The 25,750-nt window shown below is 67.9% G+C and carries 23 protein-coding genes and 1 pseudogene; 12 read left to right on the top strand and 12 right to left on the bottom strand.

What is annotated here, in order from left to right; translation table 11 throughout:
• The first annotated feature begins 15 nt into the window (after positions 1-15).
• On the top strand, positions 16-753 hold the full coding sequence (locus ABZ272_RS11380; RefSeq protein WP_355049800.1) for an SDR family oxidoreductase: 738 nt from the start codon (positions 16-18) through the stop codon (positions 751-753).
• Between the two features lie 709 nt (positions 754-1,462).
• Here the strand turns inward: ABZ272_RS11380 and ABZ272_RS11385 are convergent.
• Both ABZ272_RS11385 and ABZ272_RS11390 read right to left on the bottom strand, forming a co-directional pair.
• Complete coding sequence (locus ABZ272_RS11385) at positions 1,463-2,296, bottom strand: SDR family NAD(P)-dependent oxidoreductase (RefSeq protein ID WP_355049801.1); 834 nt, start codon at positions 2,294-2,296, stop codon at positions 1,463-1,465.
• Between the two features lie 38 nt (positions 2,297-2,334).
• A complete protein-coding gene (locus tag ABZ272_RS11390; protein WP_355049802.1) occupies positions 2,335-2,571 on the bottom strand; it encodes an aldo/keto reductase in 237 nt (78 codons plus the stop codon).
• Positions 2,572-2,693: 122 nt separating this feature from the next.
• On the opposite strand from ABZ272_RS11390, the gene ABZ272_RS11395 reads away from it, so the two are divergent.
• The 3 genes from ABZ272_RS11395 to ABZ272_RS11405 all read left to right on the top strand — a co-directional run bounded on the left by ABZ272_RS11395 (position 2,694) and on the right by ABZ272_RS11405 (position 5,835).
• On the top strand, positions 2,694-3,356 hold the full coding sequence (locus ABZ272_RS11395) for a TetR/AcrR family transcriptional regulator (protein WP_355049803.1): 663 nt from the start codon (positions 2,694-2,696) through the stop codon (positions 3,354-3,356).
• A 702-nt stretch (positions 3,357-4,058) separates the two neighbouring features.
• Complete coding sequence (locus ABZ272_RS11400) at positions 4,059-5,336, top strand: barstar family protein (protein WP_355049804.1); 1,278 nt, start codon at positions 4,059-4,061, stop codon at positions 5,334-5,336.
• 121 nt (positions 5,337-5,457) lie between these two features.
• The gene (locus ABZ272_RS11405) at positions 5,458-5,835 is read left to right on the top strand and encodes a hypothetical protein (RefSeq protein ID WP_355049805.1); all 378 of its coding nucleotides are present in this window, start codon (positions 5,458-5,460) and stop codon (positions 5,833-5,835) included.
• A 17-nt stretch (positions 5,836-5,852) separates the two neighbouring features.
• Here the strand turns inward: ABZ272_RS11405 and ABZ272_RS11410 are convergent, their stop codons facing one another.
• Positions 5,853-6,500, bottom strand: coding sequence for a hypothetical protein (locus ABZ272_RS11410; RefSeq protein WP_355049806.1), 648 nt, complete (start codon positions 6,498-6,500; stop codon positions 5,853-5,855).
• Between the two features lie 171 nt (positions 6,501-6,671).
• Positions 6,672-7,856: an LLM class flavin-dependent oxidoreductase gene (locus ABZ272_RS11415; RefSeq protein ID WP_355049807.1), complete on the bottom strand. Its 1,185-nt coding sequence runs from the start codon at positions 7,854-7,856 to the stop codon at positions 6,672-6,674.
• Between the two features lie 154 nt (positions 7,857-8,010).
• Between ABZ272_RS11415 and ABZ272_RS11420 the strand changes: the two genes are divergently transcribed.
• The 5 genes from ABZ272_RS11420 to ABZ272_RS11440 are packed head-to-tail and all read left to right on the top strand — an operon-like array spanning position 8,011 to position 12,583.
• Positions 8,011-8,979 (top strand): aliphatic sulfonate ABC transporter substrate-binding protein, encoded by a 969-nt coding sequence (locus ABZ272_RS11420; RefSeq protein WP_355049808.1) that lies wholly within the window; start codon positions 8,011-8,013, stop codon positions 8,977-8,979.
• Complete coding sequence (locus tag ABZ272_RS11425; protein ID WP_355049809.1) at positions 8,976-9,806, top strand: ABC transporter permease subunit; 831 nt, start codon at positions 8,976-8,978, stop codon at positions 9,804-9,806. Before ABZ272_RS11420 ends, ABZ272_RS11425 begins: the two co-directional genes overlap by 4 nt.
• Positions 9,779-10,510 carry an ABC transporter ATP-binding protein gene (locus ABZ272_RS11430; RefSeq protein ID WP_355049810.1) on the top strand — a complete coding sequence of 244 codons (732 nt, stop codon included), beginning with the start codon at positions 9,779-9,781 and terminating at the stop codon, positions 10,508-10,510. Before ABZ272_RS11425 ends, ABZ272_RS11430 begins: the two co-directional genes overlap by 28 nt.
• 40 nt (positions 10,511-10,550) lie before the next feature.
• On the top strand, positions 10,551-11,957 hold the full coding sequence (locus ABZ272_RS11435) for a selenium-binding family protein (protein ID WP_355049811.1): 1,407 nt from the start codon (positions 10,551-10,553) through the stop codon (positions 11,955-11,957).
• The gene (locus tag ABZ272_RS11440; protein ID WP_355049812.1) at positions 11,954-12,583 is read left to right on the top strand and encodes a hypothetical protein; all 630 of its coding nucleotides are present in this window, start codon (positions 11,954-11,956) and stop codon (positions 12,581-12,583) included. Before ABZ272_RS11435 ends, ABZ272_RS11440 begins: the two co-directional genes overlap by 4 nt.
• Before the next feature lie 92 nt (positions 12,584-12,675).
• On the opposite strand, the gene ABZ272_RS11445 is transcribed toward ABZ272_RS11440, so the two are convergent.
• Positions 12,676-13,527 (bottom strand): alpha/beta hydrolase, encoded by an 852-nt coding sequence (locus tag ABZ272_RS11445; protein WP_355049813.1) that lies wholly within the window; start codon positions 13,525-13,527, stop codon positions 12,676-12,678.
• 168 nt (positions 13,528-13,695) lie between these two features.
• Between ABZ272_RS11445 and ABZ272_RS11450 the strand changes: the two genes are divergently transcribed.
• On the top strand, positions 13,696-14,562 hold the full coding sequence (locus ABZ272_RS11450) for a metallophosphoesterase (RefSeq protein ID WP_355049814.1): 867 nt from the start codon (positions 13,696-13,698) through the stop codon (positions 14,560-14,562).
• On the opposite strand, the gene ABZ272_RS11455 is transcribed toward ABZ272_RS11450, so the two are convergent.
• The 3 genes from ABZ272_RS11455 to ABZ272_RS11465 all read right to left on the bottom strand — a co-directional run bounded on the left by ABZ272_RS11455 (position 14,552) and on the right by ABZ272_RS11465 (position 17,430).
• Complete coding sequence (locus ABZ272_RS11455) at positions 14,552-15,796, bottom strand: helix-turn-helix transcriptional regulator (RefSeq protein ID WP_355049815.1); 1,245 nt, start codon at positions 15,794-15,796, stop codon at positions 14,552-14,554. The two genes, ABZ272_RS11450 and ABZ272_RS11455, sit on opposite strands and share 11 nt — an antisense overlap.
• Positions 15,783-15,962, bottom strand: a complete 180-nt coding sequence (locus tag ABZ272_RS11460) for a hypothetical protein (protein ID WP_355049816.1) — start codon at positions 15,960-15,962, stop codon at positions 15,783-15,785. Before ABZ272_RS11460 ends, ABZ272_RS11455 begins: the two co-directional genes overlap by 14 nt.
• Before the next feature lie 148 nt (positions 15,963-16,110).
• A complete protein-coding gene (locus tag ABZ272_RS11465) occupies positions 16,111-17,430 on the bottom strand; it encodes a helix-turn-helix transcriptional regulator (RefSeq protein WP_355049817.1) in 1,320 nt (439 codons plus the stop codon).
• An 876-nt stretch (positions 17,431-18,306) separates the two neighbouring features.
• Between ABZ272_RS11465 and ABZ272_RS11470 the strand changes: the two genes are divergently transcribed.
• Together ABZ272_RS11470 and ABZ272_RS11475 are read left to right on the top strand one after the other, a co-directional pair.
• A complete protein-coding gene (locus ABZ272_RS11470) occupies positions 18,307-19,326 on the top strand; it encodes a hypothetical protein (RefSeq protein ID WP_355049818.1) in 1,020 nt (339 codons plus the stop codon).
• A complete protein-coding gene (locus tag ABZ272_RS11475; protein ID WP_355049819.1) occupies positions 19,304-19,843 on the top strand; it encodes a hypothetical protein in 540 nt (179 codons plus the stop codon). Before ABZ272_RS11470 ends, ABZ272_RS11475 begins: the two co-directional genes overlap by 23 nt.
• Before the next feature lie 115 nt (positions 19,844-19,958).
• On the opposite strand, the gene ABZ272_RS11480 is transcribed toward ABZ272_RS11475, so the two are convergent.
• The 4 genes and pseudogenes from ABZ272_RS11480 to ABZ272_RS11495 all read right to left on the bottom strand — a co-directional run bounded on the left by ABZ272_RS11480 (position 19,959) and on the right by ABZ272_RS11495 (position 25,571).
• Entirely contained in the window at positions 19,959-20,351 is a 393-nt protein-coding gene (locus tag ABZ272_RS11480) for a hypothetical protein (protein WP_355049820.1), read from the bottom strand.
• Between the two features lie 179 nt (positions 20,352-20,530).
• Positions 20,531-22,168, bottom strand: a complete 1,638-nt coding sequence (locus ABZ272_RS11485; RefSeq protein WP_355049913.1) for a DEAD/DEAH box helicase family protein — start codon at positions 22,166-22,168, stop codon at positions 20,531-20,533.
• A 15-nt stretch (positions 22,169-22,183) separates the two neighbouring features.
• Positions 22,184-22,396: pseudogene (locus tag ABZ272_RS11490) on the bottom strand (HNH endonuclease signature motif containing protein); the annotation flags it as partial.
• A 787-nt stretch (positions 22,397-23,183) separates the two neighbouring features.
• Positions 23,184-25,571 (bottom strand): discoidin domain-containing protein, encoded by a 2,388-nt coding sequence (locus ABZ272_RS11495; RefSeq protein ID WP_355049821.1) that lies wholly within the window; start codon positions 25,569-25,571, stop codon positions 23,184-23,186.
• Positions 25,572-25,750 lie beyond the last annotated feature (179 nt).

Here is a 25,750-nt window from a genome sequence, read left to right on the forward strand (position 1 = left end):
CAGCAAGGAGATCCCGTGAGTACCAAGACCGCCCTCATCACCGGTTCGACGAGCGGAATCGGCCGCGCCACCGCGCTCAAGCTCGCCCGCAACAGCATCCGTGTCGTCGTCTCCGGCCGCGATACGCAACGAGGGCAAGAAGTAGTGGAGCAGATCCGCTCCGAAGGAAACGAGGCTCACTTCGTCCGCGCGGACCTGCGTGACGCACAGTCCGCTGTCGAACTCGCGACCAAGGCCACCGAGGTCGCCGGCGGAGCCCTCGACATCCTGGTGAACAATGCGGCGACCGGGGCCGGTGGCCCGACTGCGGGCACCGAGGAGTCGACCTTCGACGCGGTGCTCGGCACCAACCTGAAGGCCCCGTTCTATCTGGTCGCGACTATCGCGCCCACGATGGCGGCACGGGGCAGTGGAGCGATCGTCAACGTGTCCACCCTCGCCGCCGGAGTCGCGCTCCCCGGTCTGTCGGTCTATGGGGCGAGCAAGGCCGCCCTGGACCTGCTGACCAAGAGCTGGGCAGCCGAGTTCGGCCCTGCCGGAGTGCGGGTGAACTCCGTCAGCCCCGGTCCGACCCGTACTCCGGGATCCGAAGCCTTGGGAGAGTACCTGCAGCTGCTCGCAGCGCAGGCCCCGCTGGGCTTCGTCGCCAATCCGGAAGACATCGCCGCAGCGATCGCGTTCCTCGTCAGCGACGAGGCACGGTTCGTCACCGGCACAGTGTTGGACGTGAACGGCGGCCGCACCATCGTGTGAGGATCCTGGCGCGGGCCCTGTCGACTCCGGCCCGCCGCACATACGGGCGCCGACCAGGAGGGACGTACAGAGAGCCGGTCGAGCCCCGTCATGTACGCGCCGCCCAGCGTCCAGCCGCTGCGGTGCTCGGGGTGTTCGAGGCGGCGCGCGAGGCCGGTTTCACCGCCGACCCGGCGGGACACTCCGGTGGAGTGGTAGTACACGGCAGAGACGAGAGGTGGCATGTCCGCCGACAGGCTGTCCGCTCCTCAGCGGTCATGATCACTCGGGTCCGTTGCTGCCGCCTGTAAGCTCCCGTACCAAATCGACGCCCTGTTCCGGCCGTACCCCGCCCTGGCTACCTTGGGCGAGGCCGGCATCGCCGCCGCCGCGTCCGCCGAGGCCGGTCTCGACCAGGTGGACGCGCAGACCTCGTTCGAGACTGCGGCCGCATTGACCGCCACCACGGGTCGCGTCGTGTCGTTCGACTGGTCGCGATTCGCCACCACTGCCGGACGCTGCTTCGCAAGCTCCCGACCAGGTTCGCGAGTTGAAGCAGTCTCGCCGTGGCACTTTCTGGTCGTCGCGCCCGAGATTGACGAGCAGGCCGATCAGGTCCAGGCGTGGCTGGCTCTCTCGCGTGCCGTGGCGACCCCGTCCGACGGTGTCGGGCGCCTCCTGAGGAATGCCCGACACCGTCGTCGAACCGAACCCGGGGCGGGGTCCAACCTCATGTTGGTGAGGTGCCTTGTGCGAGCCGGGCGAGGTGATCCCACTCCTCCCACAGGGCAATCCGGCGCGCGTACTCCGGACGGAGCAGTTTCAGGCCATTCGCGCCGAACAACACTCGCAACGGCGGACTGGGGTCATCAGCGACGGCGAGGATCGCCTGTGCGGCCGCAGCCGGATCACCCGGAGCGATTCCGGTGCCCTCGAAGCCAGCCATCAGCGCCTTGCGGGCATGGTCGTACTCGGGCATCTGCGGAGCGGGAGTACCGAGTTCGCTCGGGAACGTGAGTGGCTCGATGAGTGTCACGTGAATGCCGTACTCCGAGACCTCTGCCGCCAGCGCCTGGCTCAACGCCTCCAGCGCCCACTTTGTTGCATGGTAGGTCCCCATGACGGGGGTGGCGATGACCCCGCCCATGGACGAGATCTGGATGATGCGGCCGTTGCGACGCTCCCTCATGTGCGGCAGAACTGCCTGAGTCGCGTACAGAGCGCCGAAGTAGTTGACCTCCATCTGCGCTCGTGCCTGCGCCGCGCTGACCTCTTCGATGGCGCCCATCACCGCCTGCCCCGCGTTGTTGACCAGGATGTCGATACCGCCGAGTCGATCTTCGGCAGTCTCGATCGCCTGATGCACGGCCGCCTCATTCGTGACATCGAGTTCGAGCGGAAGAACCAGGTCGCCGTATTTCTCAACGAGAGGGCGCAACGCGTCGGCAGATCGTGCGGTCGCAGCGACACGGTCGCCGCGGGATAGCGCGGCTTCCGCCCACCGGACGCCCAGGCCTCGCGATGCTCCCGTGATGAACCAGGCTCTAGGGGTGTTTGTCGTCATGCTAAAGAACTCCTTATCACTTTCACTATCCGTGGGTGTCAGGCTCGGCGCGTCGACGGCCAGGCCGGGCGAGTGGTCTCGCTTGCCTCGTCGATCGCGATGAGCAACTCGGCAGGAAGCGGGGCGCCATAGACGTAGCAGGTGTCGATCTCGCGGTAGCCGCGGCTACGGAACTGGTCGAGCATCCGCCTCGCTGTGGGGACGTCGCGGACACGCGCTCCTCTGCCGTGGTAGCCGAGTGTCATGGTGCCGAAGATGATCCGCTCGACAGGCACAGAAGACCTCCTCATCACGTGGACCGACCGCTTCACCAAAGCGGAGACACGTCTCCGATACGGCCAAGCTATCATAACGGAGACGCGTCTCCGATTCCGGTGATCGCTTGAGGAGAGGACGCATGGACGAGAGCGCAGGCCCAGCCCAGCCGCAGCCCGACCGACGGACGCGACGCAAGGACGCGGAGCGGAACCGCTCTGCGCTCATCGCCGCCGGAAGCGAGCTGTTCGACGCGGCAGGGCTGCTGCCGACGCTTGACGACGTCGCGCGACGAGCCGGAGTCGGTGTTGGCACCGCCTATCGTCACTTCCCCAACAAGTACGCGCTCGCGCAAGCAGTCTTCGCCGAGACAGTCGAGACAATGCTCGAGGCCGCAGAATGCGCGGCAAAGATGGAGGACGCGGCCGACGGACTCGCGGCCTTCTTCGAGGCGGTGCTCGAACCGCAGGCGAACAAGCGCGCCCTCGGGAAGCTTCTGAGAGGCACACCGACCGAGGACCCTGGAGCCGGTAACGTCCAGGCGCGCGTCAAGCGCTGCATCGACCAACTGTTACAACGCGGTCGCGAGCAGCGGGTGATCCGGGCCGACGTCGCAACCACCGACGTCGGTGTCCTGATGTCCCTGATGGCTCACCTCATCGAGACCTTCGGCGACGCGAACCCACGGCTCTGGCGCCGCTTTCTCCCGATTCTCCTTGATGGCCTACGTGCGGACGCGCCGACGTCGCTCCCAGAGCAACCATTGAACACATCTGCGTTCCTCAGCCGCCTCACCGCCGGCTAGTTGCGCATCCACCCTGACCGACCCGCAAACACCACCTCAGGCAGCGTCCCAAGCTGACACCACCCAGGTCACCCGATATCGATAAAGCCGCGCCTGACATCGTTGAGCTAAACAACCCCGATTGGCCCTTCTCCAGCATTCCGGACCAAATCCGGTATCCGGATCTGCCGCTGTTCGCGCGCCGCGCAGCGTCACGATCGCTTGTGTCAGGTGCCGTCCGGTCCCGCCGGTCAGGGGCAAGAGGGATCGCCGATTGCGCTAGGGATTGGCGGTCGGCCGGATGAACGACAAGGCCCTCGGCAGGACGTAACAGAACTCGCCGCCACCTTACGCGTCCACGAGGCCACCGGCTCGTTCCATCGCATCCCAAAATGGCTCAGTCGAGCGGATGACGTCCTCCGCCGTAGCCGGATCAGTGTCGATGGCAGCGCAGACAGTTGCCGTCAGCTCCGCGCGAGATTCGGCGGGCATGTCCTGCAACGGATCATGAGGCATCCGCAGAAGCTACCTCAGGCGACGTCCCCGCTCATGCCGCTGGTCGCGCGTCAGGCAGCCCAACCTGCATCGGTTGCCACGTGCGCCGCCTTGCGTCGCGGAGCCCGATTCTGCGGATGAGCGGACGCATTGAGGTTGCGGATGCCGTGCTCCGTCGTCCGCGAACGAGCTCTCCGCCGTGGCATTTCCAGTTGGTAGGGTCGCGGCGTGACGACGAGCGCGGGCCTTGATGCTGGCGTTCCGCCGGAGCTGCGGCGGTGGACGTGGGAGCATCCGGTCAGCCCGCGCTGGCTGCTCCTCGGCGACGTCGGCTTCGAGTGCTCCTACGAGATCGACATCCCGCTGGCGCTGTGCGCGGAGATCGAAGGAGTGTTCGTCGACCTGCCGCCCCGGCCACGGGAGCGGTTCACGCTCGTCGGTTGCGCTCCGGCCGGCGCCCTCGCCGACCTGCTCGACCGGCTGCCCGCCGAGGCACTCGGCACCGAAAGAGCCTGGCTGGGGAACGTCTCCGTAACGGCACCTCCCCCACCACCGGGCACGCCGCCGTCCTGGTGGGGCGAGGATCTCGCCGACGTCGTCGTCCTCGCGCAACGGCCAAGCGCGACGATGCCGGAAACCGTGGACATCGACCTCAAGGGGTTCGTCCACGTCTATGACCGCACGGACGCCGTCGAACGTCCTAGCGACGACGTCACCGAATTCGTACTCCTGGGCCTGGACGAGGCTCCCTACGGTACCTGTCGGGACGTCATCGGCGTATTCCGCGAGCAAACCGCACCGCCGGTGCCACAGGTCCGGTTGCTCGGCTGCCGACCGGAACCACTGTTGCTGAATGCGCTGGGCGCGGTCGGGCAGTCGACCAAGGGCGGCCTGCGCCACCGCCGGATCCGCGCCGAGGTCTACATGGTCGCCGCCGACGGTTCGATCAGCCCGGTCATCGCCGCCGTGGTGTCCGGAACCGTCCAGGCCGGCGAGCCGTCGCGGCTCGGTCCCGGACTCCTCGACGTGATCATCGACAGCGACCCGCAGGAGCCGATGCCGACCGGCGTCCTCGGCGTCCTCAGGCACTGGTGGACCGGACGGCCCATCGAGAAGAACCTGTGGGCCGGCTACGACCGAGAGCTGCGTCAACGTTGGGCAGGAGCAGCACTCGCCCACCAATCCGGTGCGCCGGACCGGCCGGCCGGCAGCACGTACGAACTCGACGGCCGGTTCGTCACCGACGTTGAAGGGTTCTACTGCGCGATCGGCGAGGCGATCAACGGCCCGGGCGGATACTTCGGTTGGAACCTCGACGCCCTCGACGACTGCCTCGCCGGAGGGTTCGGCGCGCGTACACCATTTCGGCTGGTGTGGCACAACTCTGCCATCGCCCGCGAACACCTCGTCGCCGGCTACGACCGGCGTTTGCTGCGTTCGGCGACCACCTTGGACTATCTGCTGCGCATGCTCACGGAGCACCAGGTCGAGATCGAATTGCGCTGAGCCGTGAGCCGACGGGATCGCCGATCGCGCCACGGATTGGCGGTCTGCCGGAGGAACGACAAGACCCTCGGCGATCAGAGCTGAAAGTTGCTGGTCAGAGGCGGGAGCCTACGGTTGCGGGATGAACCTTGACTACTACTCAGCAGCCGAAGGCGTCGACATCGTGGGTGCCCGTGCTGAGCTTTGTCACCTCGCTGAGCTGGTAGCAGGCGGAGGCGAGTTGAGCCTTGCGCCGTCGGCTCACTCTCGGCACCTACGGGGTGTTCTCATCGAAGTGACGCAGGGGCCCGTCGTCATTGGTGTCGACGATCGCCACTATCTCAGCATCCACGGTGGCGCGGAAAGCCGGTCGCTCCTCGCCGACCTGCTACGGCAGGTAGCCAGCATGGACGACGGCGGCCACGTTCACCTCGAGTACTTCGAGGGCCACTATTTCCTGGCACCGGACAGCGTGCCGCTCATCGTCAACAGTCCTCATGGCGGGATGCCACGGCGCTAATCAGGCCCCCGCTCGTCTCAGGACGGGCCGGCGGTCCAGGGCGCGTCCGGACCGGTGCGGTACGCGCTCTCGCCGGGACCGAGGTCGAGAACGTCGAGCAGCGTGCGGTCGTTTTCCACGGCGTGGTGGAGGTGGCTGAGCTTGCCCGTCGCGGGGTCGGCATCGCTCGCGCCGACGAGTTGCCAGAGTCCGTCGTCGGCGTCGTGGCTGACGTACAGGATCGGCTCTTTCTGGTCGAAGACCTCGCCGGTCTGGATGCTGCTGGTCCCCAGCAGCCAGTGTTTCATCCACCGCGCGCGCCGGTCACGCTCCATGACGAGGTCCACCACCCACCAGATGAACGGCAGATCCTCGTGCGCGCGGGCCTCGGTCGCCGTGAGGTCCGGCCCGCCCTCGGGGACTCGCTCGAACGGCTCGTCGACGAGCGAGCAGGCATAGCTGTTCTCGCTGTTGAAGATGATCGCGTGGATGCTGGCGCCGCCGGGGTTTCCGGCTCCGATCCCTACCGTGAGCCGGGCGACGTGGTGCTCGGAGTTGGTCGTCCAGCCGAACGCGTACGACGCGAGCTCACCACGGGGCCCGACGAACTCGCCGAAAGCGCGCCGTTCCACACCCGAGCCGGCCTGCGTCTCGGTCAACCGGCCCTCGATCACCTTCGGATTCACGCGGCGAGACTACCGGCACGGAGGGAACGGGCAGATAGGCGGCGGCGCGTCGCTGGGTGCTGGCGCGCCGCCTACCTACCCGTCCGCGGGCCGGTCAGTGGGACGACCACGGGCGCATGACGTGATCATCGTTGGTCGCTGAGCGGCGAACCGCACGGCGTGTCGTGTCGCTCAACGACCAACGATCGCGGGCTCCGGCGTCGGGCGGAGTGTCGTCGTGCCGGCGAAGGGGATATCCGGGAGATCCACGGGCTGGGCGTCGGGGTGTTGCCACAGGCCGCGCTCGCGCAGGATCGGTAGCACGCCCTCGCCGAACCAGTACGCCTCCTCCAGGTGGGGGTAGCCGGAGAGGATGAACTCGTCGATGCCGAGCGCGTGGTACTCGGCGATCCGGTCGGCGATCTCGCGGTGGCTGCCCACCAGGGCGGTGCCCGCCCCACCCCGGACCAGGCCGACGCCGGCCCACAGGTTGGGTGCGACCTCCAGGCTGTCGCGGGAGCCGCCGTGCAGGTCGAGCATCCGGCGCTGCCCCTCCGACTCGCTGCGGCGCAGCCCCACCTGCACCGCCTTGATGTCGGCCTCGGCGATGCCGTCGAGCAGCCGGCGAGCCTGCGCCCACGCCTCGTCGGCGGTGTCGCGGGCGATGACGTGCAGCCGGATGCCGAAGCGCAGCTCCCGGCCGGCGTCGGCGGCCAGGGCCCGTACCCGGTCAATCTTCTCGGCGACCTGGGCCGGTGGCTCGCCCCAGGTGAGGTAGACGTCGCTGTGCCGCACGGCCACGGGTAGGGCGGCGGCGGACGAGCCACCGAAGTAGACCGGCGGCGTGGGGTCGGGCAGCCGGTGCAGTCGCGCCTGCTCGACACGCAGGTGGTCGCCCGCGTGGTCGACGGTCTCCCCCCGCCACAGCGCGCGGACGACGTGCAGGAACTCGTCCGTGCGCGCGTACCGGGCGTCCTTGTCCAGGAAGTCGCCGTACGCCCGCTGCTCGGTCGACTCGCCGCCGGTGACCACGTTGAGCAGCAGTCGGCCCCGGGACAGCCGTTGGAAGGTGGAGGCCATCTGCGCGGCGAGGGTGGGTGAGGTCAGGCCGGGCCGGAACGCCACCAGGAACTTGAGACGTTCGGTGACCTCGGTGAGCATCGCGGTGCTGAGCCAGGCGTCCTCGCACCACGCGCCGGTCGGGGTGAGCGCGCCGACGAAGCCGAGTTGCTCGGCGGTGCGGGCGATCTGACCCAGGTAGGCCACGCTCGGCGGGCGGGCGCCCCCGGCCGTGCCGGTGGGTACGCCGTGTCCACCGCCGACGACGTCCCGGCTGTCGCCGTTGGTGGGCAGGAACCAGTGGAAGGTGAGGGTCATCGGGACTCTTTCCGTGTGTGCGTGGCGCTCCTGAGGGGTGGGACGAACCCGCCGACAGCCTACCCATAAAACCTATCGGGTTAGTAGGCTACCGCCCACGCCATCCCACGCCGGTCGACGCGGCCCGGCCCACCCGCTCGCCCAAGGAGCCGTCATGCGTAATCCCCCGCGCCGCCGCCTTTTCACGGCCGCGATCACCGCCCTCGTCCTCGTCGCCGCGGCCGGCGTGAGCGCCTGCGGCGGACCGGCCGACGCCGGCGGCGGCGGTGGCAAGGGCAAGTTGCGGATCGGCTACCAGCGCTTCGGCGGGCTGAGCCTGGTCAAGGCGCGCGACGCGGCCCCGGACGTCGAGTGGTCGCTGTTCGAGAGCGGGCCGGCGCTCACCGAGGCGCTCAAGGCCGGGTCGATCGACATCGGACAGGTGGGCGAGGCCCCGCCGGTCTTCGCCGCCGCCGGCAAGATCCCGTTCTCCATCGTCGGCACCTCGGCGCCGATCCCGCAGGGTGAGGCCGTGCTCGTCAAGGCCGCCAGCGGCTACCGCAGCTTCGCCGACCTGAAGGGTAAGACGGTCGCCCTCAACAAGGGCTCCAACGTGCACTGGCTGCTGGTGCGGCTGCTGGAGGCAAACAAGATGACGCTGCGCGACATCAACGTCAAGTACCTCAAGCCGGCCGAGGGACGCCCCGCCTTCGACAGCGGTCAGGTCGACGCCTGGGTGATCTGGGATCCGTACTTCGCCCTGGCCGAGCAGCCGGGCGTGCGGGTGCTCGCCGACGCGACCGGCCTGGCCAGCAACCGCGAGTACGTGCTCGCCGCCCCGGACGCGGTCACCAAGCGCACGGACGACGTCCGGGCGTTCCTCCAGAAGTACCGCGAGGTGACCGACTGGGGCATCGCCAACCCGCAGGAGCGGGCCCGCGTCCTCGCGCCGGAGTTGAAGATTTCGGAGGACGTCACCAGCCGCGCCCTGAGCCGCAGCGCCAAGCCGCTCGCCCCGGTCACCCCGGCCATCGGCGACGAACTCCAGGCGATCACCGACAGCTTCGTCAAGCTGGAGCTCATCCCGGGCCCGGTCGACATTAGGAGCCGGGTGGACGACCGTTTCAGCGCGGTGTTCCAGTGAGTCGTACCCCGCTGCTCGACACGCCGCCGGAGGTGGCGGCGGAAGCGACGCCGCAAGCGCGCCCACGGCGGACCCGGCGGTGGCGGCGGATCGTCAGTCCGGTCGTGCTGGTGCTGGGCTGGGAGCTGGCGGCCCGGACCGGCGTGCTGGCGCCGGAGAAGCTACCCGCGCCCAGCGACGTCCTCGCGACCGGCTGGCGACTGTCCCGCGACGGCACGCTCGCCGTGCACCTGGTGGACTCCCTGACCCGGGCCGGCGCGGGGCTGCTCATCGGCGGCGTGCTGGCGCTCGTGCTGGGTACGGTGGCCGGGCTGTTGCGACTCGGCGACGACCTCGTCGACCCTCCGGTGCAGATGGCCCGCATGTTGCCGCACCTGGGCCTGGTGCCCCTGCTGATCATCTGGGTCGGCATCGGCGAGTCGCTGAAGATCAGCCTGGTGGCGCTCGGCGCGTTCTTCCCGGTCTACTTCAACACCTACGCCGGCATCCGGGACATCGACGAGCGGCTGGTGGAGGCGGCCCGGGCCTGCGGGCTCGGGCCGGCCGCCCGGCTGCGTCACGTGGTGCTGCCCGGGGCGCTGCCGTCGCTCTTTCTCGGTCTGCGCCTCGCGATCGGCGCGGCCTGGCTCAGCCTCGTGGTCGGCGAACAGGTCAACGCCCAGACCGGCATCGGCTTCCTGATGATGGAGGCCCGCGAGTTCAGCCAGACCGACGTGGTGGTCCTCGGCCTGCTCGTCTACGCGCTGCTCGGGCTGATATCCGACCTTGCCCTACGCGTGGCGGAGAGGAGGATGTTGACATGGCGACGCGGACTGCGAGCCACCTGATCGGCGCGACCCCGGTGCTGACCGCCCACGCGATCCGCCGGTCCTTCGGGCCGACGGCCGTGCTGGCCGGGGTCGACCTCAGCATCGCCCGGGGCGAGGTCGTGGCCCTGCTCGGCGGCAGCGGTTCGGGCAAGAGCACTCTCCTGCGCATCCTCGCCGGCCTGGACGGTGCGGCGACCGGTGAGACCGTCGTGCACGGCACCGCCGCCGTGGTCTTCCAGGAGCACCGGCTCCTGCCCTGGAAGCGGGTGGCGGCGAACGTCGGGCTCGGCCTGACCGGCCCGGACACCGCCGGCCGGATCGAGCGGGCGTTGACCGAGGTCGGGTTGGCCGAGCGGCACCGGGCCTGGCCGGCCGAGCTGTCCGGCGGGCAGGCGCAGCGGGTGGCCGTCGCCCGGGCGCTGGTCCGCGAACCGGACCTGCTGCTGCTCGACGAGCCGTTCGGCGCCCTCGACGCGCTCACCCGGCTGCGGATGCAGGTGCTGCTGCGCCGGCTCCGCGCCGAACACGGCTTCGCCGCCCTGCTCGTCACCCACGACGTGGAGGAGGCGCTGCTGCTCGCCGACCGGATCCTGCTCCTCGACGAGGGCCGCATCGCCGCGGACCTGCCCGTCGACCTGCCACCCACCCGCACGCCCGACGAGCCGGGCTTCGGCGCGTTGCGCCGCCTCCTGCTCGACCGACTCGGCGTTCCCACCACCTGAGGCCCACCACCTGACCACCACCTGACGAAGCGGAGATGCGATGACCCGCTGGACACCCGACCCCACCTTCTACCCGTCACCCCGCGAGGCGGCCACCGCGCCGGCCGAGAAGCTCGCCTACGTGGCGGCCTTCGACCGTACGGCCAGCCGCCCGGACGCCATCGTGGTGCTCGACACCGACCCGGACTCCCCAGACTACGGCCGGGTGGTCGGCTGGACCGACCTGCCGCACCTCGGCGACGAGCTGCACCACTTCGGCTGGAACGCGTGCAGCAGCGCGCTCTGCCCGACCGCCCCGCACCCGCACGTCGAGCGGCGCTACCTGATCGTGCCGGGCCTGCGTTCCTCGCGTATCCACGTCGTCGACACCCAGCCCGATCCGCGCCAGCCGCAGGTCGTCAAGGTGATCGGCCCGGAGGAGCTGGCGAAGCGGGCCGGCTACTCCCGCCCGCACACCGTGCACTGTGGCCCGGACGGCATCTACCTGTCCGCGCTCGGCGGCGCGGACGGCGAGGAGGGCCCGGGAGGTATCGCGATCCTCGACCACACCACCTTCGAGGTACGCGGGGCGTGGGAGGCCGACCGGGGGCCGCAGTTCCTCGCGTACGACGTGTGGTGGCACCTCAACCAGGACGTGCTGGTGACCAGCGAGTGGGGCACCCCGTCGATGATCGAGGACGGCATCATCGGGGAGCTGCTGCTGGGCCGCCGGTACGGTCACGCGATCCACTTCTGGGATCTCGCGAAGCGCCGGCACGTGCAGCGGGTCGACCTGGGCGATCAGTACCAGATGCCGCTGGAGCTGCGCCCGGCGCACGATCCGACGAAGTCGTACGGGTTCGTCGGGGTGGTGATCAGCGTCGAGGACCTGTCCGCCTCGGTGTGGCTGTGGCACCGCGACGGCGACGCCTGGGCGGTCACCAAGGTGATCGACATCCCGGCCGAGCCGGCCGACCCGGAGCACCTGCCCGACCTGCTCAAGCCATTCGGCGCGGTGCCGCCACTGGTGACCGACATCGACCTGTCCGTCGACGACCGTTTCCTGTACGTGTCGTGCTGGGGCACCGGGGAGCTGCGCCAGTACGACGTCAGCGACCCGCTGCACCCGGTGCAGACCGGCTCGGTGCACCTCGGCGGAATCGTCCGTCGCACCGCGCACCCGTCCGCCCCGGACGAGGCATTGGCGGGCGGCCCGCAGATGGTGGAGGTGAGCCGGGACGGCCGGCGGGTCTACGTCAGCAACTCGCTCTACGGCGCGTGGGACGACCAGTTCTATCCCGACGGGGTGGGCGCGTGGCTCGCCAAGCTCGACGTGGACGTCGAGGCCGGCGGGCTCACCCCGGACGAGCGGTTCTTCCCGCACGGGGACGAGTTCCGGGGGCTGCGCGTGCACCAGACGCGCCTCCAGGGTGGGGACGCGTCCTCCGACTCGTACTGCTTCCCGTGACCCTCGGGACCCTGGCGACGCTCGCGGCGCTCGGCGCGTTCCACGGCCTGAACCCGGCGATGGGCTGGCTGTTCGCGGTGGCCCGGGGCCTTCAGGAGCGCAGCCGTTCGGCGCTGCTGCGGGCCCTGCCACCGATCGCGGCGGGGCACCTGGCCTCGGTGGCGATCGTCGCCGCCCTGGTCACGGCGACCCGATCGGTGACGGCGAGCACCGTCCTGGCGGTGGTCGGCGGGCTGCTGCTGGTCGGCTTCGGACTGTGGCGGCTGCTCTCCGAGCGGCACTTCCGCTGGGCGGGCATGCGCCTGTCGGCGGCACAGCTCGCCGGCTGGTCGTTCCTCATGTCGTCGGCGCACGGCGCGGGGCTGATGCTGCTGCCGGTGCTGGTGGCCGAGCCGGTGTCCGGAGGTCACTCCGGACACCTGGCGGCGGCGCCGGTGGGCGCGCTGCCCGGGTTGGCCGCGGCGGGCGTGCACACCGTGGCGATGTTCGGCACCGCCCTGGTCGTGGCGGTGCTGGTCTACGAGGTGCTCGGGGTGGGGGTGCTGCGCAAGGCGTGGTTCAACGTCGACCGACTCTGGGCCGGCGTGCTGGTGGCGGCGGGGCTGGTGACGCTGATCCGGGCGTGACGCGCGCCGACACCCGGCCCCGGTGCGAAACCCTGGGGCCGGGTGCCGCAGCGCCGTTACGGCGCTGGCGTCCGATCGGCTACCGATACGGGTCAGGCGCGCGCCTTCGCAGGCTGCTTCATGAAGTCCATGATCGCCTTGTTGACCTCGTCGGCGTGCGTCCACGGGATACCGTGCGGCGCGCCCTTGAGCGTGACGAGCGTGCCGGTCGGCATCATCGGGCCGAGCCGCTGGCCGGTCACCGGGTACGGCAGCACCCGGTCCTGGTCACCCTGCACGATCAACACCGGAATGTTGATCTTCGGCAGGTCCGGCCGGAAGTCCTCCTGCCAGGCGTCCACACTGTCGTGGGTGGCCTTGCCGGAGGCCATCGCACCGATCTGCCAGTGCGCCCGGTACGCCTCTTCGCTCACCCGCTTACCCATGTTCTGGTCCGGATTGAAGAACGCGTCGCAGAACGACGTCAGGTAGGCGAACCGGTCCTTGATGATGGCGTCCTGGAAGCCCTTGAAGAGGTTCAGGTCGACACCCTCGGGGTTGTCGTTCGCCTTGGCCAACATCGGCTGCAGCGGGCTGAGCAGCACCGCCTTGCTGACCCGTTGCGAGCCGTAGTTGCCCAGGTAGCGGACGACCTCGCCGGTGCCCATCGAGTGACCCACCAGGGTGACGTCACTCAGGTCCAGCTCGGTCATCAGCACGTCCAGGTCGGCCGCGAACGTGTTGTAGTCGTACCCGAACGCCGGCTGCGCCGAGTTACCGTAACCGCGGCGGTCATAGGTGATCGTCCGGTATCCGGCGTTCAGCAGCGCCCTGGTCTCCTTCTCCCACGTTGCCCCGTTGAACGGGAAGCCGTGGATAAGCACCACGGGCTTACCGGAACCGTGGTCCTCGTAGTACAGGTCGATGGGTGCGGAGTTTTCCGTCCCCACGGTGATGAAAGGCATGTTTCGTCTCCTGCTCCGGTTTCGGGCTCTCGGACGCCCCGCGCTTTCCCGCCGGGTCACCGGATATGCCGGCCGGCGAGTACGTCCCGTGGTAGCCCACGGCGAGCGGAGGAGGACACGGCCAGATCGGGGTGTGCCGATCGGGCCAGCGCCGCCTAGCCTCAAGGCGTGAGCGCTTCCCCCCGGCTGCGGGCCGTCAGCGACCTGCACATCAGCTACGCCGAGAACCGGGCGTTCGTCGAAGACCTACGCCCGGACCACCCCGGCGACTGGCTGCTCGTGGCCGGCGACGTGGGCGAAAAGCTCGCCGACATCGAGTGGGCGCTTGAGCTGCTGAGCAACCGCTTCGCCAAGGTCGTCTGGGCGCCCGGCAACCACGAGCTGTGGACCCCGCCGGGCGACCCGGAGCACCTGCGCGGCGAGACCCGCTACCGCGAGCTGGTGGCGATGTGCCGCCGCCTGGGCGTCGTCACGCCCGAGGACCCGTACGCGGTCTGGGACGGCGAGGGCGGCCCCGCCACCATCGCCCCGCTGTTCGTGCTCTACGACTACACGTTCCGGGTGCCCCAGGCGAGCACCAAACAGGAGTCCCTCGACATCGCGTACGCGGCCGGCGTGGTCTGCACCGACGAGGCGCTGTTGCACCCCGACCCGTACCCGAGCCGCGAGGCCTGGTGCGACGCCCGCGTCACCGAGACCGAGCGCCGACTCACCGAACGCGACCCGGACCTGCCGACCGTGCTGGTCAACCACTACCCGCTGGTGCGCGAGCCCACTGACATCCTCTGGTTCCCGGAGTTCGCCCAGTGGTGCGGCACGGTCCGCACCCGCGACTGGCACCTGCGCTTCGGCGCGTCCACGATGGTCTACGGGCACCTGCACATCCCCCGCACGACCTTCTACGACGGCGTCCGCTTCGAGGAGGTCTCGCTCGGCTACCCCCGCGAGTGGCGGCGACGCGGCCCGGTCCCGAACCCGGTCCGCACCATCAACCCCGCCGACGACGTACGCCGCCGCGAGTCCATCACCGGGTAAGCCCGACCACCGTCGCCAGTCGCGCCACGCCGGCCGGCGCCGGCTTGGCACGGGCAACATCAGCGATGAGGGTACGCGCCAGAGGCCGCCCCCGAACCTCAGCCGGCGCGACACTGTCCGCGTCGACAAGCGCCCGCGCCGCCCCGCGCAGGTCCCCGGCGTGCACGTAGATCCGCGCGGCGTCGAGCAGGTAGGCACCCCGATACTCGGCCGGCAACCGCCGCCACACCTCCCGCCGAACGACGCCCACATGCCGCGCCAGTGCGCCGTCGACGTCACCCCGCTGCGCCGCGAGGAGCACCCGCGCCATCTCCACGGTGACCGTTCCGAAGCTGGTGCCGTGCGGGTCGTCGTACCCCCGCAGGTTCGCGGCGACGCCCGCGGCCCGGTCGATCAGCTCGGTGGCGCGGCGGTGCTCACCGCAGCCAGCAGCAGCCAGCGCGCCCTGCACCAGCACCGCCCCACCCACCGCCCACGCTCGACGGTCGCCCAGCCCTGCGTGTTCGCCCTGTCCCCGGTGATCAAGAGGTTTGCGTCGGCTTTGATCTCCAAATGCGCCGCAAACCTCTTGATCACCGTCGTCGGCTGACGGTGGGAGGACACGGTGTGCAGCGGTGAGGATCGCCGACAGAGCCAGGCGGTCCCGGCCCGACGCGCGCAGCGCCTGGGCCACCGCGATTGCCGCTGTCGCCGCGAGGACCGGGTCGTCCTGGGCAGCGCCCATGGCGCGGTCGGCGGCCAGCCAGGCGAGGTCGGCCTCGCCGAGCTTGACCAGCAGCAGCGCGGTGATCCGGTATGCCTGCGCCAGCAGCTCGGGCGACCGCGCGCCCTGGGCGGCGTCGAGCAGGCTCGGCACCGCGCGCACCAACTGCGGGTAGTGCGCGTGCTGGTAGGCCAACCAGGCGTGCCCCACCTGCCGCCGCAGCTCGTGCAGGTGGGGCGGAGTCGGCGGGGTGTCGTAGCGGGCGAGCGCGGCTCGGATGTCGTCCACCCCGGCCGGGGTGCTCGCTGGGGTGCTGGGCGGCTGGCCGAGCAGTACCTCTGGGTCGACTCGCAGGACGCGGGAGAGTTCCTGGATGACCGAGTACCGGTCCAGGGGGCGGACGCCGCGCTCGATCTTGTCCACCCAGCTCTTCGACCTGCGCAGGCGATCCGCCAGCATCTGCTGCGTCATCGACCGCCGCACCCGCCAGCCGGCCACCCGACGTCCGATCGGGAGGTCATCGCTGCTCACGCCGCCACCGCCGGTCCGGGACCGCACGGGTCGTGTCGTCCACGGGTACGCGCTCCGCCTCGGCCTGAGCCAGAATGCGCTGCTTGGCAGCCTCCCGCTCGGCCGCCTCAGCCTGTTCACCCTTGCTCGCCGTCTCGTCGCCGCGCCCATGGTGCCTGCCGCTCATTCCCTCACCTCACGGATCGGGGCGCGACGTGCACATGACCAGTTGGCCGCCGCGCCCGGCTCGCCGCGCCCCATCGGGCGACTATTCAGCGATGCCTAGGTGACAGCCTGTGACGATCATTGCTTGCGATCCAGACGGATCGCGTCCGCTACTGTCCTTCGAGGTGTCCGCCTGGGTCGGCGGACAGGCCAGTGGACAGCTCTAGGAACTCGTCAGCGGCGCTCGTCCTGCCGCCGACGGCGGCGATCATGTGACGCAGCTCGGCGACACGGTCAACGGCACGTTGCGAACGCGCCGAGCGCGCCAAGGCCACAGAACGTCCCGCCACGGCGATGGCCTGCTCAACTTCTCCGGCTTGCAGCAGTGCTTGGGTGAGCCAACCGAGGTACAAGGAGGTTTCGCGAGGCGAGTCGTCGCCGTAGCGATTGACGGCGTCCTCCAAGATGGGCACCGCTCTGAGCGGTCGCCGCAATTCAGTCCACACACGCCCCGCCATGACCTGGACCTCGTCCTGGGTCAGCCAGTACGCCCAAGAAGGCGCATCGCCCAGGTCGACGTGCTGATAGATCTCCGCGACATCGCCCAAGGCTCGCTCGGCGAGACTCGCATCTCCCATACGTGCGTGCGCCCAGGCCACGCGCTCAAGCAGCAGAGCTTGGCCAGTGGCCTCAGCGGCATACCTGCCTCCCACGTAGGCCGATCGAGCCAGGGTTACCGCCTCACGTCGGTCGCCCAGATTCGCCTCAAGGTAGGAGAGACTGCTGAGGCAGTTGGCCGCGCTCGCAGTGTCGCCACCAGCATGTGCAGCCCGCATCCCGGTCAAGTAGTAATGGCGTGCCTCGGCGAGCCGACCAGCGTCCTCGGCGACGAAGCCCGCCAACTGACACAGGTCGGCGATGACGACGAGCAGCCTCCGGCTCACAGCTTCTCGATAGCTACCCTCACGAAGCAGGTCGGCGGTGGCGGTCAACTCGGCGGAAACCATCGCGTAGGTCTCGGCACCACCCACGTGGTCGTCCAGCCGTCGCAGCTGACGAACCCGGTCTTCAATCCGAGCCACCGTCTCGTCCCCGACCCGCCGGCCCGCACTCAGCTCATATCGCTGTGGCGGCTCGGCGATCAGCCACTGATGAGCCAGCGCGGCAGCATTCTCAGACGTGGGCGTCTGCCCTACGAGCAGTTCGGCGAGCTGTTCCGCATCGCATGATGACCATTCGGTCCCACCCGTGCCCGCCGCATGCTCCTCGATACCAGCGACCGTAAGGATTGCAACTAGCGCGCCGTCCGCCCCCAAGGCAGTGTCCAAGCGCTCGGCAGTGTTCAGTGTCGGCGTCTTTCGACCGCAAGCCAGGTCATGCAGGTAGCTCTTGCTGTAGAACGTCTGTCCTGCCAGCGCCCGGTAGCTGACGCCACGATTCATGATCAGAGCGCGGAGTCGATCGGCGAAGGGCGAGGCGGATTCCGACATCACTGCTCCCGGCTGAGCTGCCCTGGCAGCGCCGATCCTGGCAACTGCCACTTCGGACAGTACCTCCGTCGCCGCCGCCCAAGCCATGGGAAACACACACCGAGTCGCTACGGCTTGGGTCGAAGGCTTCTTTTTGGGCCAAGGCTCGCGTTCATGGTCCCGCCGTACAGGTCGATTTACTCGTCGCCCACCAACTCTGAAGCCCGACCAAGGCTTTGATCGGTTGCATGGTCGGGGCTTCGGCGGTCGTTCATGGTAAAGATCCCTCGGCGTTTGACGCCCTGAGGACGCCCCCAAGGCCGCGGAGGTGCCCTGAGGACTGGGTCCAATGACTAGCGCTGGAGCCTGTCGCGTCCCCAGGCCATCGGTCCGATGGTGCGCCAATCAGGGTCGATGGCAACAGCCATGAGTACTGCCAACGCCATGCGGTCGCGGTGGCTCGCCCACCTGGCGCCAGAGGCGGCCGGGCGGTGAGCCATCGGCCCGGCTGGCCCCCCCACGGCGCCGAGCGCGGTGATTCAGTACAGGAGAAATCGGTAACATCGCGAAGAAGGCTCCTGTCGAACCCTGCACCGCCGATCATCTCTTTTAAGCTCCTACTGTCGGGTCGTGTTCGAGCTCCACCTTCCAGTTCGCCGTGGCAGTTCCCGGGCCGTTCTAGCGGAGCGGCGGGAACCGGACGCGACAGATGATGCAGCAAGGCGAGCACCAGCGCGCCGAACGTGAGTGTGTTGCTTGACGTAGGGCACCGGGTGCTCATACGTTGACTATCGATCACCGGGCACTACGCCGTGGGCGCGGATGGGACGTCGCCGCTGCAGGTGGTGCCTCAGCCACTCCCGGGACCTTGTCTCGGGTCGCGCCGTCGACCTCACGATGATTGAGGAGATTAATCTCAGCATGAAGTACGGCTACGTCCTGTCCGCCTTCCGAGTGCGGCCCCATCGAGGCGACCCTCAGCCATTGGGAAAATTTGACGGCAAGTCCGATTCCCTACCGATCCTGTATGGACTTCTTTCCGGTCTAACGGCGGAGCCCGTGACACAGCGCCAGCGACACTTGAGTGCTAAGACAGTCGAGCCCGTCGGACGCAGTGTGCGATTCTCTGTCAAGGTCGGTAACAGCGGTCAGCAGTCCGAGTTCTATGACCGCGACGACGATCAGACCGTAGTTTTTCTCCGCGACGGCCGGCACATCGAGCACACCACGCTGCGCGGGCTGCTGATGGCTCCTGCTGATTCGACGACTGGTTTGGTCGCGCTGGAGGTCCACGGCCGGGTGGGCGCAAAGAGCCTACTGGGACCCGCGCTGTCGAGGGGTTTTAGCTATCACACCGGCCACATCCTCAACATCTCATCTGTCATGGACGAAGAAGGTCTGGCGAAGCTTCTCGCCGAGGCAGAGGCGCACCAGATCACCTTGCGCAAGAGCGGCCTGCCCCAAGACGTCGCCGATGCAGTCGAGATGTCCGCGCAGGACGCGGAACTCGGCAGGCTCGAGATGAAGATTACGCCGGGAAAGATCCGACAGTTCAAGCGGAGCTTGGTGGCAAAGCTACGCGGCGAGGACGACCGTGTCCGGCGGAATCTACTGCACGTGACAGGCATCGACTTCGATGAGCTGAGCGTCGTCATGGCAGTCGGTGAACGGCAGACGACGCTGACAGTGACCGCGGAGAGGGTGCCATCTTTCGTCTACGACCTGCCCGGCCGGGACAGGCCCGACGATTCACGCTTCTATGACGAGGTGACTAGGACGATCAACGATATATCGGCTGCTGTCGGTGTTCATGTCAGACCGGGGTGGGACACTGGCAAGTGGTCGGGGGAGGCGCTCGATACCCGGCTCACACTGCCGCAGGAGGAGCTGACCCATGCGACGGACGGAGAGCAGTAAATTCTCAGCCCTTGTCCTGGTGCAGGACCACTACAACACTCTGCGCAACTACAGCACCAAGCGAAGCCGTCCCGCTGACTACTTGATCTACCTAGGCTTACCGGCGCTGCTCGCAGGCTTGGTGTGGTACTTGGACGGCAGGGCTCGCAACGTTCCCGATGTGCTCGCGGCCGTCGCCATCCTTACTGGACTGATCTTCAACGTCTTCGTGTTGATCTTCGACCTCACCGCCCGCGCGGCCGACACCTTGCCGCTGGGCGTGCGTGAGTTCGTCGATCAGCTAGCGGACGAGCTGCGAGCCAACGTCAGCTACGCCGTCCTAGTAGGAATCCTCCTGACCGGCCTGCTCGGGGGCCTCGTTATGTTCACCGACGTCGACAAGCCGCTGAATCGGCTTGCGACGATGATGGTGGTGTTTGCCTGCGCGCACCTACTTCTCACAATCTTCATGATCCTCAAGCGGGTCCGTGCGATGTTCCGTTCGTTCCGCTTGCGTCGCGAGGAGCCCATCCCGTAGCCGCTGGAAGCACGAGCAGCAACGTGGTAGGCGAAGCAACGTTGGCCTCAGGCTAGGAGGGCTACGACGGCGCGAGGCTCTCTTGCGTCGAGACGCTCGAATCCTGCCGTCGACTTCAGCCCTTCAACTTGTTCAACACCTCGCTAAGAACCTCCGGTGGCAAGCGACGACGTAGGGCGGAGGCGATCGAGTCTGCTGAGTCGGCTCGAACGGTGAACGTTGGTGGCCGGTAGCCCGCTTTGATCATTGCAGCATTAGCGGAGAGGCGACCCTCCAGCACCTCGGCGTGAAGAGCAGGGGCATCCTTTCGGAGCTTACGTAATGCATACTCCTTGGCGGTCGCTCGTGCTCTATTGGCGGTGCCGTTGCCGTCTCCCGGGCCGTCCTCCTGCTCGTTAAGGGCCTGATTGAGAAGGTCCAGGGCTTCGGTATCGTCGCCAACGAGGCGCCGAATCAGATCGAGGCTCGCACCGAGCCCTCTCAGAGGTGGAGCGGTCACAAAGTCCATAAGGCGATCGTGCTGGACGAGTTCGCCTCGCTGAGTCCTGAACTCTCTCCAAGATTCTTCATTCAGGACCCGCTTCAGGAGGCCAGGCGCGTTGTCGAGCCCATGCTGTCCGCTACGCAAGGCACCACCGAGATCCTCAACTAGGTGGCGGTTGCGCACCAAATGGTCAACCCCGTCTGTCATTGGCCACCATGCCAGCGGGCAAGCATATTTAGCATGCCCCTAAGCTCACTTATCGATGCCTTGGCTCGGGGCGGGAATCCGGCGCGACGCAACTCCGTATTAACCTGCCGAGGCTCCAGCTTGGCCTTAAACGCATATTTCCGCGCGAGCGTCTCAACCTCAGCGCGCAGCATCCTCTCCTGACGGTGCCTAGGTGTCACTACCTCCGTTGCGGGTGGATGAACAGGGGCAGCCTCTGGGGCTTGCTGACGCATCAGCGGAAGCAGGTTCAGGGCATATTGAGTTGGAATGCCGAGTTGCCGGGCCGTGGCCTGCGCGGCAACGAGATCCGTCGGAGATACCTCCTCACCTGCAAGAATCGCCCGGTCGAACGCCGCTTCAGTGGCGGAGACCAACTCCCGCGTGGGAAGAAGCGGCTGCTCGTGGGTGCTCCCCCGTTCGCCGTCGGGGCCATCGCCGCCTGTCTCGACATCAAGTTGATGACGCAACTCTTGCTCGATCTGCAGCGCGTGTTCCATCAGCGCGGGTACGGCGGGTATATACAACCGAGCGTTGAACTCTTCGCTGGGTCGGGTGCGAACAAAGCGCCCCACCACCTGTCGGAAAAAAAGTGGAGTGCGTGTCTTGGACGCGTACACACCAACCGCGAGACGGGGGATGTCAACGCCCTCGGATACCATCTTCACGGCGATGATCCATCTACTTGTGGAGCGCCGGAACCTATCGATGGCTTCCTTGGCAGTTGGGTCGTCCGACACCACCACGGTCGGCTCTGTACCCGAGATCTCTCTTAACAATGCCGCGTATTGCTGTGCATGCCACTGTCGTTCGGCAACAACCAGTCCGCCAGCATCTGGGATCTCTTGCCGGATCTCAGTTAGGGCGTCATCCGCCTGCCTGAGCAGCACCGGCATCCATGCATGCTCCGGGTGGAAGACGCCGTCCAGGACGGTAGACACGTCCTCGTCTCTCAGTTGGGCGCCGAGGCTGGCCTGCCCTACAACACCGCAGTCGATCCACCTTGCCTCGCCGTCGTAAGCATGAAACTCGATGCGACGGCACACACCGTCAGCTACAGCGGTCCCATACTCGTAGGCGTAGTCGACCAGCACTTGACCATCGGAGTCGTACATGACGAACGGGATCGGTGACTGATTATCGCGCCGCCACGGTGTGCCGGTAAGAGCGACCCTCATCACCGCATTCTCGACGGCATAGCGAAGGCCGTCGCCCCAAGATCGGGACTCTCCCGCGTGGTGAATCTCATCGAGCACGGCCAGCGTCGGCACCCGCGTGGTCCTGCGCAGCAACTCGCGGCCAGCACCAGTCGCTAGTTGTGCGTAAGTGACCACGCAACCCCGGTAGCCCGGCTTTTCATAATCCTCCGGTGCTGACACCGGCATGAGATTGAGCCCCAGCCGCCCAGCCGCGTCGGCCCACTGCTCTCGAAGCGAGTCGGTCGGCACGACGACAGCGACGCGGCGTACCGAGCCTTCCTCAAGTAGCCGTGCCGCAAGGGCTAACGCGAAGGTAGTCTTTCCAGCTCCAGGAGTAGCGGTGATCAGATGGTCGGGCTTGGAACCGTTACTGATGACCCGGAGGGCCTCTTGTTGCCATGTGCGCAGAGTGGTCAAGCTGTCTCCCTTACTAAGGTTGCAGGTAGGGCAGAGCGCTTGCCCGTTCATGACGTCCGTGACGCCACCTTTTGAATGCGGATCCGTGTGATCGGCGTGCCAGCCGGCCGGCAGATTCGTACCGCAGCGGACGCATCGTCCGTCAGCTGCCAGGTACAGGGCGGCGCGCTCGTTAGTTGAGAATCGACGCCTAGGGTCGAGAGGTTGCGCCAACTCACGCTCCTTCACGGGCGGGTCGCGTCATCGTTCCACTCGATGTAGATGGATCATGCAACAGCGTCGCCGATCCGACAAAGATCCGGGCGGGTTGTGTTTCCAGTCCGAAGCTGAGTTGATTCGAGCACGGCTCGCAATACCGCCGTTGATCGCTGCTATAGCTATCGACTGGGCGGAGTGCCGTTGGGGTACGGAGGCAACTAGGTCAGGGTGTTCGCGCCAGCGTGGGCCGCGAGCGGCACAATATGTGCATTCATCTATGTAGCGCCGAACTCGTCACTCCCGCGCTAACTGCCGGAGAAGGGCTGTGTTGGCCGTGGAGCGGCTGCGGCAGTGATCGACAGGGGCCTCGGCGGCAGCGTGTCTTGCCCGTCAAGGACTGCCCTGAATAGCGGGCGGAGGTCCGAGCCTACTGTCGTGCTTGTACCAGCCGATAGGCCCTGAAGACTGCCTCGTCCTCTACAGTCGGCGACAAAACGCTCGGTTCTTCGACCAGAGGCTTGGCAACGTCGACGGCGAAGAGAGCCGCCCGCTCCGGTTCTGCCGAAGCTTCGCGTGTCCCCGTCTCGCAACCCTCGCTTTGGCCGATTTCGCGCCGGCAGGACCTGATGAATTCTGCGGCTGCGTTCCCGCGGACACCAGCTCTCGTTCCGCAAGACCGCCATAGTTCCGCCGGACTCTCCCGCGACTCGGCATGATCGGGCTCCCGGTCAGCAGGAGACCATCTGGCGTGGTGGCCCGGTACCAGGCTGGTGGGAGACGGCCGCCGGTCGGCGTCCGGCGGCCGCCCCACGTCCGGTCAGCTCGCGTACACCTCAAGTGCCGCCAACTGCCCGGCCGGCCAGCCGGTGTTACCGGTAACCGTGATCCGCACATAGCGAGCCTGCGCGGCCCCGAACGTCAGCGTCACCGAGTTGCCCGTAGACGGGTCGAACGTCCGCCCCGCCGCTCCAACCAGCGTCCCGAAGCTCGAACCGTCCGTGCTGCCCGTGACGGCGACGGTCTGCGTCCGAGCACCCCACGCCGATGACGGCGGCAGCTTGAGCACCACCCGCCCGACCGTGCGGGTCGCGCCCAGGTCGACCTGCACCCACTGGGGGAAGGCGTTGTTGGCGCTCTCCCAGTAGCTGTTCGCGTCGCCGTCGACCACGTTGCCCGAGCCGTAGCTCTGGACGTGGCTGCTCTCCGAGGTGGATCGGCCGCGGGCCAGGTCGGAGTTGGCGGCGGCGTCGGTGGTCACCGTGACGGCGTTCGACGCGGACGAGGTGTTGCCGCCGGCGTCACGCGCCACGACCGTGAAGGTGTACGAGGTGGACGCGCTGAGCCCGCTCACGGTGGCGGTGGTGCCCGTGACCGTGGCGACGACCGTGCCGCCCTGGCGTACCTGGTAGCCGGTGACGCCCTTGTCGTCGGTCGACGCCGTCCAGGCCAGCGACACGCTGCTCGACGTCTTGGCGGTCACCGCGAGATTGCTCGGGGCGGTCGGCGGGTTGTCCGTGGTGCCGCTGGATCCGTACACCTCGACCTTGGCGAGCTGGCCCGCCGGCCAGCCGGTGTTGCCGGCGATGCTCAGCCGGAGGTAGCGGGCCGTGGTGGTCGTCAGCGTGCGGCTGACGGTGTTGCCGGTCGCCGGGTCGAAGGCGAACGCCGAGGCCCCGGCGATGGTCGAGAAAATGCTGCCGTCGACGCTGCCCTGCACGGTGATGGTCTGGGTACGCGCCTCCCAGCCGGCGGGGAGCCGCAGCACGAGGCGGCTGACCTGCTGGCTGGTGCCGAGGTCGACCTGCCACCAGTGCGGGAACGTGCCGCCGCCGCTCTCCCAGTAGCTGCCGGCGTCGGAGTCCACCGCGTTCGCGGCGACTAGGGATCCGTTCTGGCTGCTGGCCGAGGCGGATCGGCCGGCGGCGAGGTCGCCGCTGGTCGGGGGCGGGGTGCCGACCATGGGCGGGGTGGGTCGGGTGGCGGTGAGGGCGAGCTGTCCCTTGAGCATCCGGCCACCGTCGGCGGTGATGCGCAGGTAGTAGTCGGCGGAGCAGGCGACACCGTCCTCGTCCAGGGCACGGATGTTCGCGCCGGCCGGGGTGGTCGCCTGCGTCTCGGAGGTCTTGGCGATCTGGTTGCCCTCGTTGTACTCGTCGAACATGGACACGTAGAGGCCCTGGGAGCCGAGCCGGACCATGTTGTAGATGTGCCGCCAGTAGAAGTCGCCGTGGCGGCGGTGCCCGCCGGCCAGGTCGCCGGGCATCACGCAGGGCAGGTAGTCGATGCCGCGCGCCGCGCAGTCGGCCATGTCGCCGATGTTGACGTTGTTGTAGTACGAGTCGAGGCCTTCGAGGGTGTCGGTCCGGTAGACCATCCACGGCGAGATCGCGTGGAAGGCGTGGTAGACGTCGAGGAAGCCGGAGCGGGAGTCGTTGATCCCCTGCCGCCACCACGTTGGCACGCCGCCGATGACGTAGCAGCCCTGCGCCTTGAACCAGTTGATGACCTCCAGGCAGGGCCCGGGGGTGAAGGGTCGGCTCGGTTCGCTGAAGCCGAAGCCCCAGATGCAGACGACGGGCTTGCCGTTCTGGCGGGCGTACGCGCTGGACGCGGTGTGCGTCGACATCTTGTTCAGCCAGTCGGTCTTGATGTCGGACTGCATGGTGAGCCAGTCGGTGACGTCGTACATGATGTAGAACTTGCGGTTGTAGCGCTCGGCCGCCGAGCGGACCTTGAGCGTCATGGCGTCGCGGGTCGGCCCCTCGTCGCCCGTCGGGTTGAAGCGTTGCAGGGCGGCGGTGTCGCAGCCGTACTCCTGCATCCAGCGGAAGTGGGTGTCCACGGTCTGCTGGTCGTAGGAGGAGAAGAGGGTCGCCGGCGACCCGTTGCCGAGGTTCGGGTACGCGGTGGTGTAGCTGCGCGTGTACTCGCGCATGTCCGGCCAGGACACGATTGTGGTGTTGCTGGGCGACGGCGGCTGGAACCGGTCGCGGCTCCAGTGCCACCAGCCGCCGATGGGCGCGGAGTCGCCGGGGGCGCTGAACCACCCCTGGTAGCCGACGGTCACCTTGCCGACGACGTCGCCGGGAGGACTGGCGGCTTCGGCGGGGCTGTCGAGCGTGGCGAGCAGTTCGGTGGTGGAGGCGGCGGCGAGGGCGGAACCCGCCAACACGGACGTGACGAACCTGCGGCGGGAGACCGCCATGGGGACCACTCCTTCGGGACGGAAGGCATTGACGGCCATCCTGGCAGTTCTGAATATGCTTCAGCAAGAGTGCGACGGTTTGATGGAAAAAATCGTCAGGTTCCGGGAGGCAGACCGAGGGTGTCATGGTTTGTAGGTCAAACGCCCTTCTTGTGCTTTATATCCGATTTATCCTGTTT

This window comes from Micromonospora sp. NPDC005979 (genome assembly GCF_040614415.1).
In the GTDB taxonomy this organism is placed as follows: Bacteria; Actinomycetota; Actinomycetes; order Mycobacteriales; family Micromonosporaceae; genus Micromonospora.

What these genes read in the sequence shown, in the direction of transcription:
- ABZ272_RS11385 (WP_355049801.1), bottom strand. Translation starts at nt 2,296, where the DNA reads ATGACGACAAACACCCCTAGAGCCTGGTTCATCACGGGAGCATCGCGA.
- ABZ272_RS11395 (WP_355049803.1), top strand. Translation starts at nt 2,694, where the DNA reads ATGGACGAGAGCGCAGGCCCAGCCCAGCCGCAGCCCGACCGACGGACG.
- ABZ272_RS11405 (WP_355049805.1), top strand. Translation starts at nt 5,458, where the DNA reads ATGAACCTTGACTACTACTCAGCAGCCGAAGGCGTCGACATCGTGGGT.
- ABZ272_RS11415 (WP_355049807.1), bottom strand. Translation starts at nt 7,856, where the DNA reads ATGACCCTCACCTTCCACTGGTTCCTGCCCACCAACGGCGACAGCCGG.
- ABZ272_RS11420 (WP_355049808.1), top strand. Translation starts at nt 8,011, where the DNA reads ATGCGTAATCCCCCGCGCCGCCGCCTTTTCACGGCCGCGATCACCGCC.
- ABZ272_RS11430 (WP_355049810.1), top strand. Translation starts at nt 9,779, where the DNA reads ATGGCGACGCGGACTGCGAGCCACCTGATCGGCGCGACCCCGGTGCTG.
- ABZ272_RS11435 (WP_355049811.1), top strand. Translation starts at nt 10,551, where the DNA reads ATGACCCGCTGGACACCCGACCCCACCTTCTACCCGTCACCCCGCGAG.
- ABZ272_RS11445 (WP_355049813.1), bottom strand. Translation starts at nt 13,527, where the DNA reads ATGCCTTTCATCACCGTGGGGACGGAAAACTCCGCACCCATCGACCTG.
- ABZ272_RS11460 (WP_355049816.1), bottom strand. Translation starts at nt 15,962, where the DNA reads ATGAGCGGCAGGCACCATGGGCGCGGCGACGAGACGGCGAGCAAGGGT.
- ABZ272_RS11465 (WP_355049817.1), bottom strand. Translation starts at nt 17,430, where the DNA reads ATGTCGGAATCCGCCTCGCCCTTCGCCGATCGACTCCGCGCTCTGATC.
- ABZ272_RS11470 (WP_355049818.1), top strand. Translation starts at nt 18,307, where the DNA reads ATGATTGAGGAGATTAATCTCAGCATGAAGTACGGCTACGTCCTGTCC.
- ABZ272_RS11475 (WP_355049819.1), top strand. Translation starts at nt 19,304, where the DNA reads ATGCGACGGACGGAGAGCAGTAAATTCTCAGCCCTTGTCCTGGTGCAG.
- ABZ272_RS11480 (WP_355049820.1), bottom strand. Translation starts at nt 20,351, where the DNA reads ATGGACTTTGTGACCGCTCCACCTCTGAGAGGGCTCGGTGCGAGCCTC.
- ABZ272_RS11495 (WP_355049821.1), bottom strand. Translation starts at nt 25,571, where the DNA reads ATGGCGGTCTCCCGCCGCAGGTTCGTCACGTCCGTGTTGGCGGGTTCC.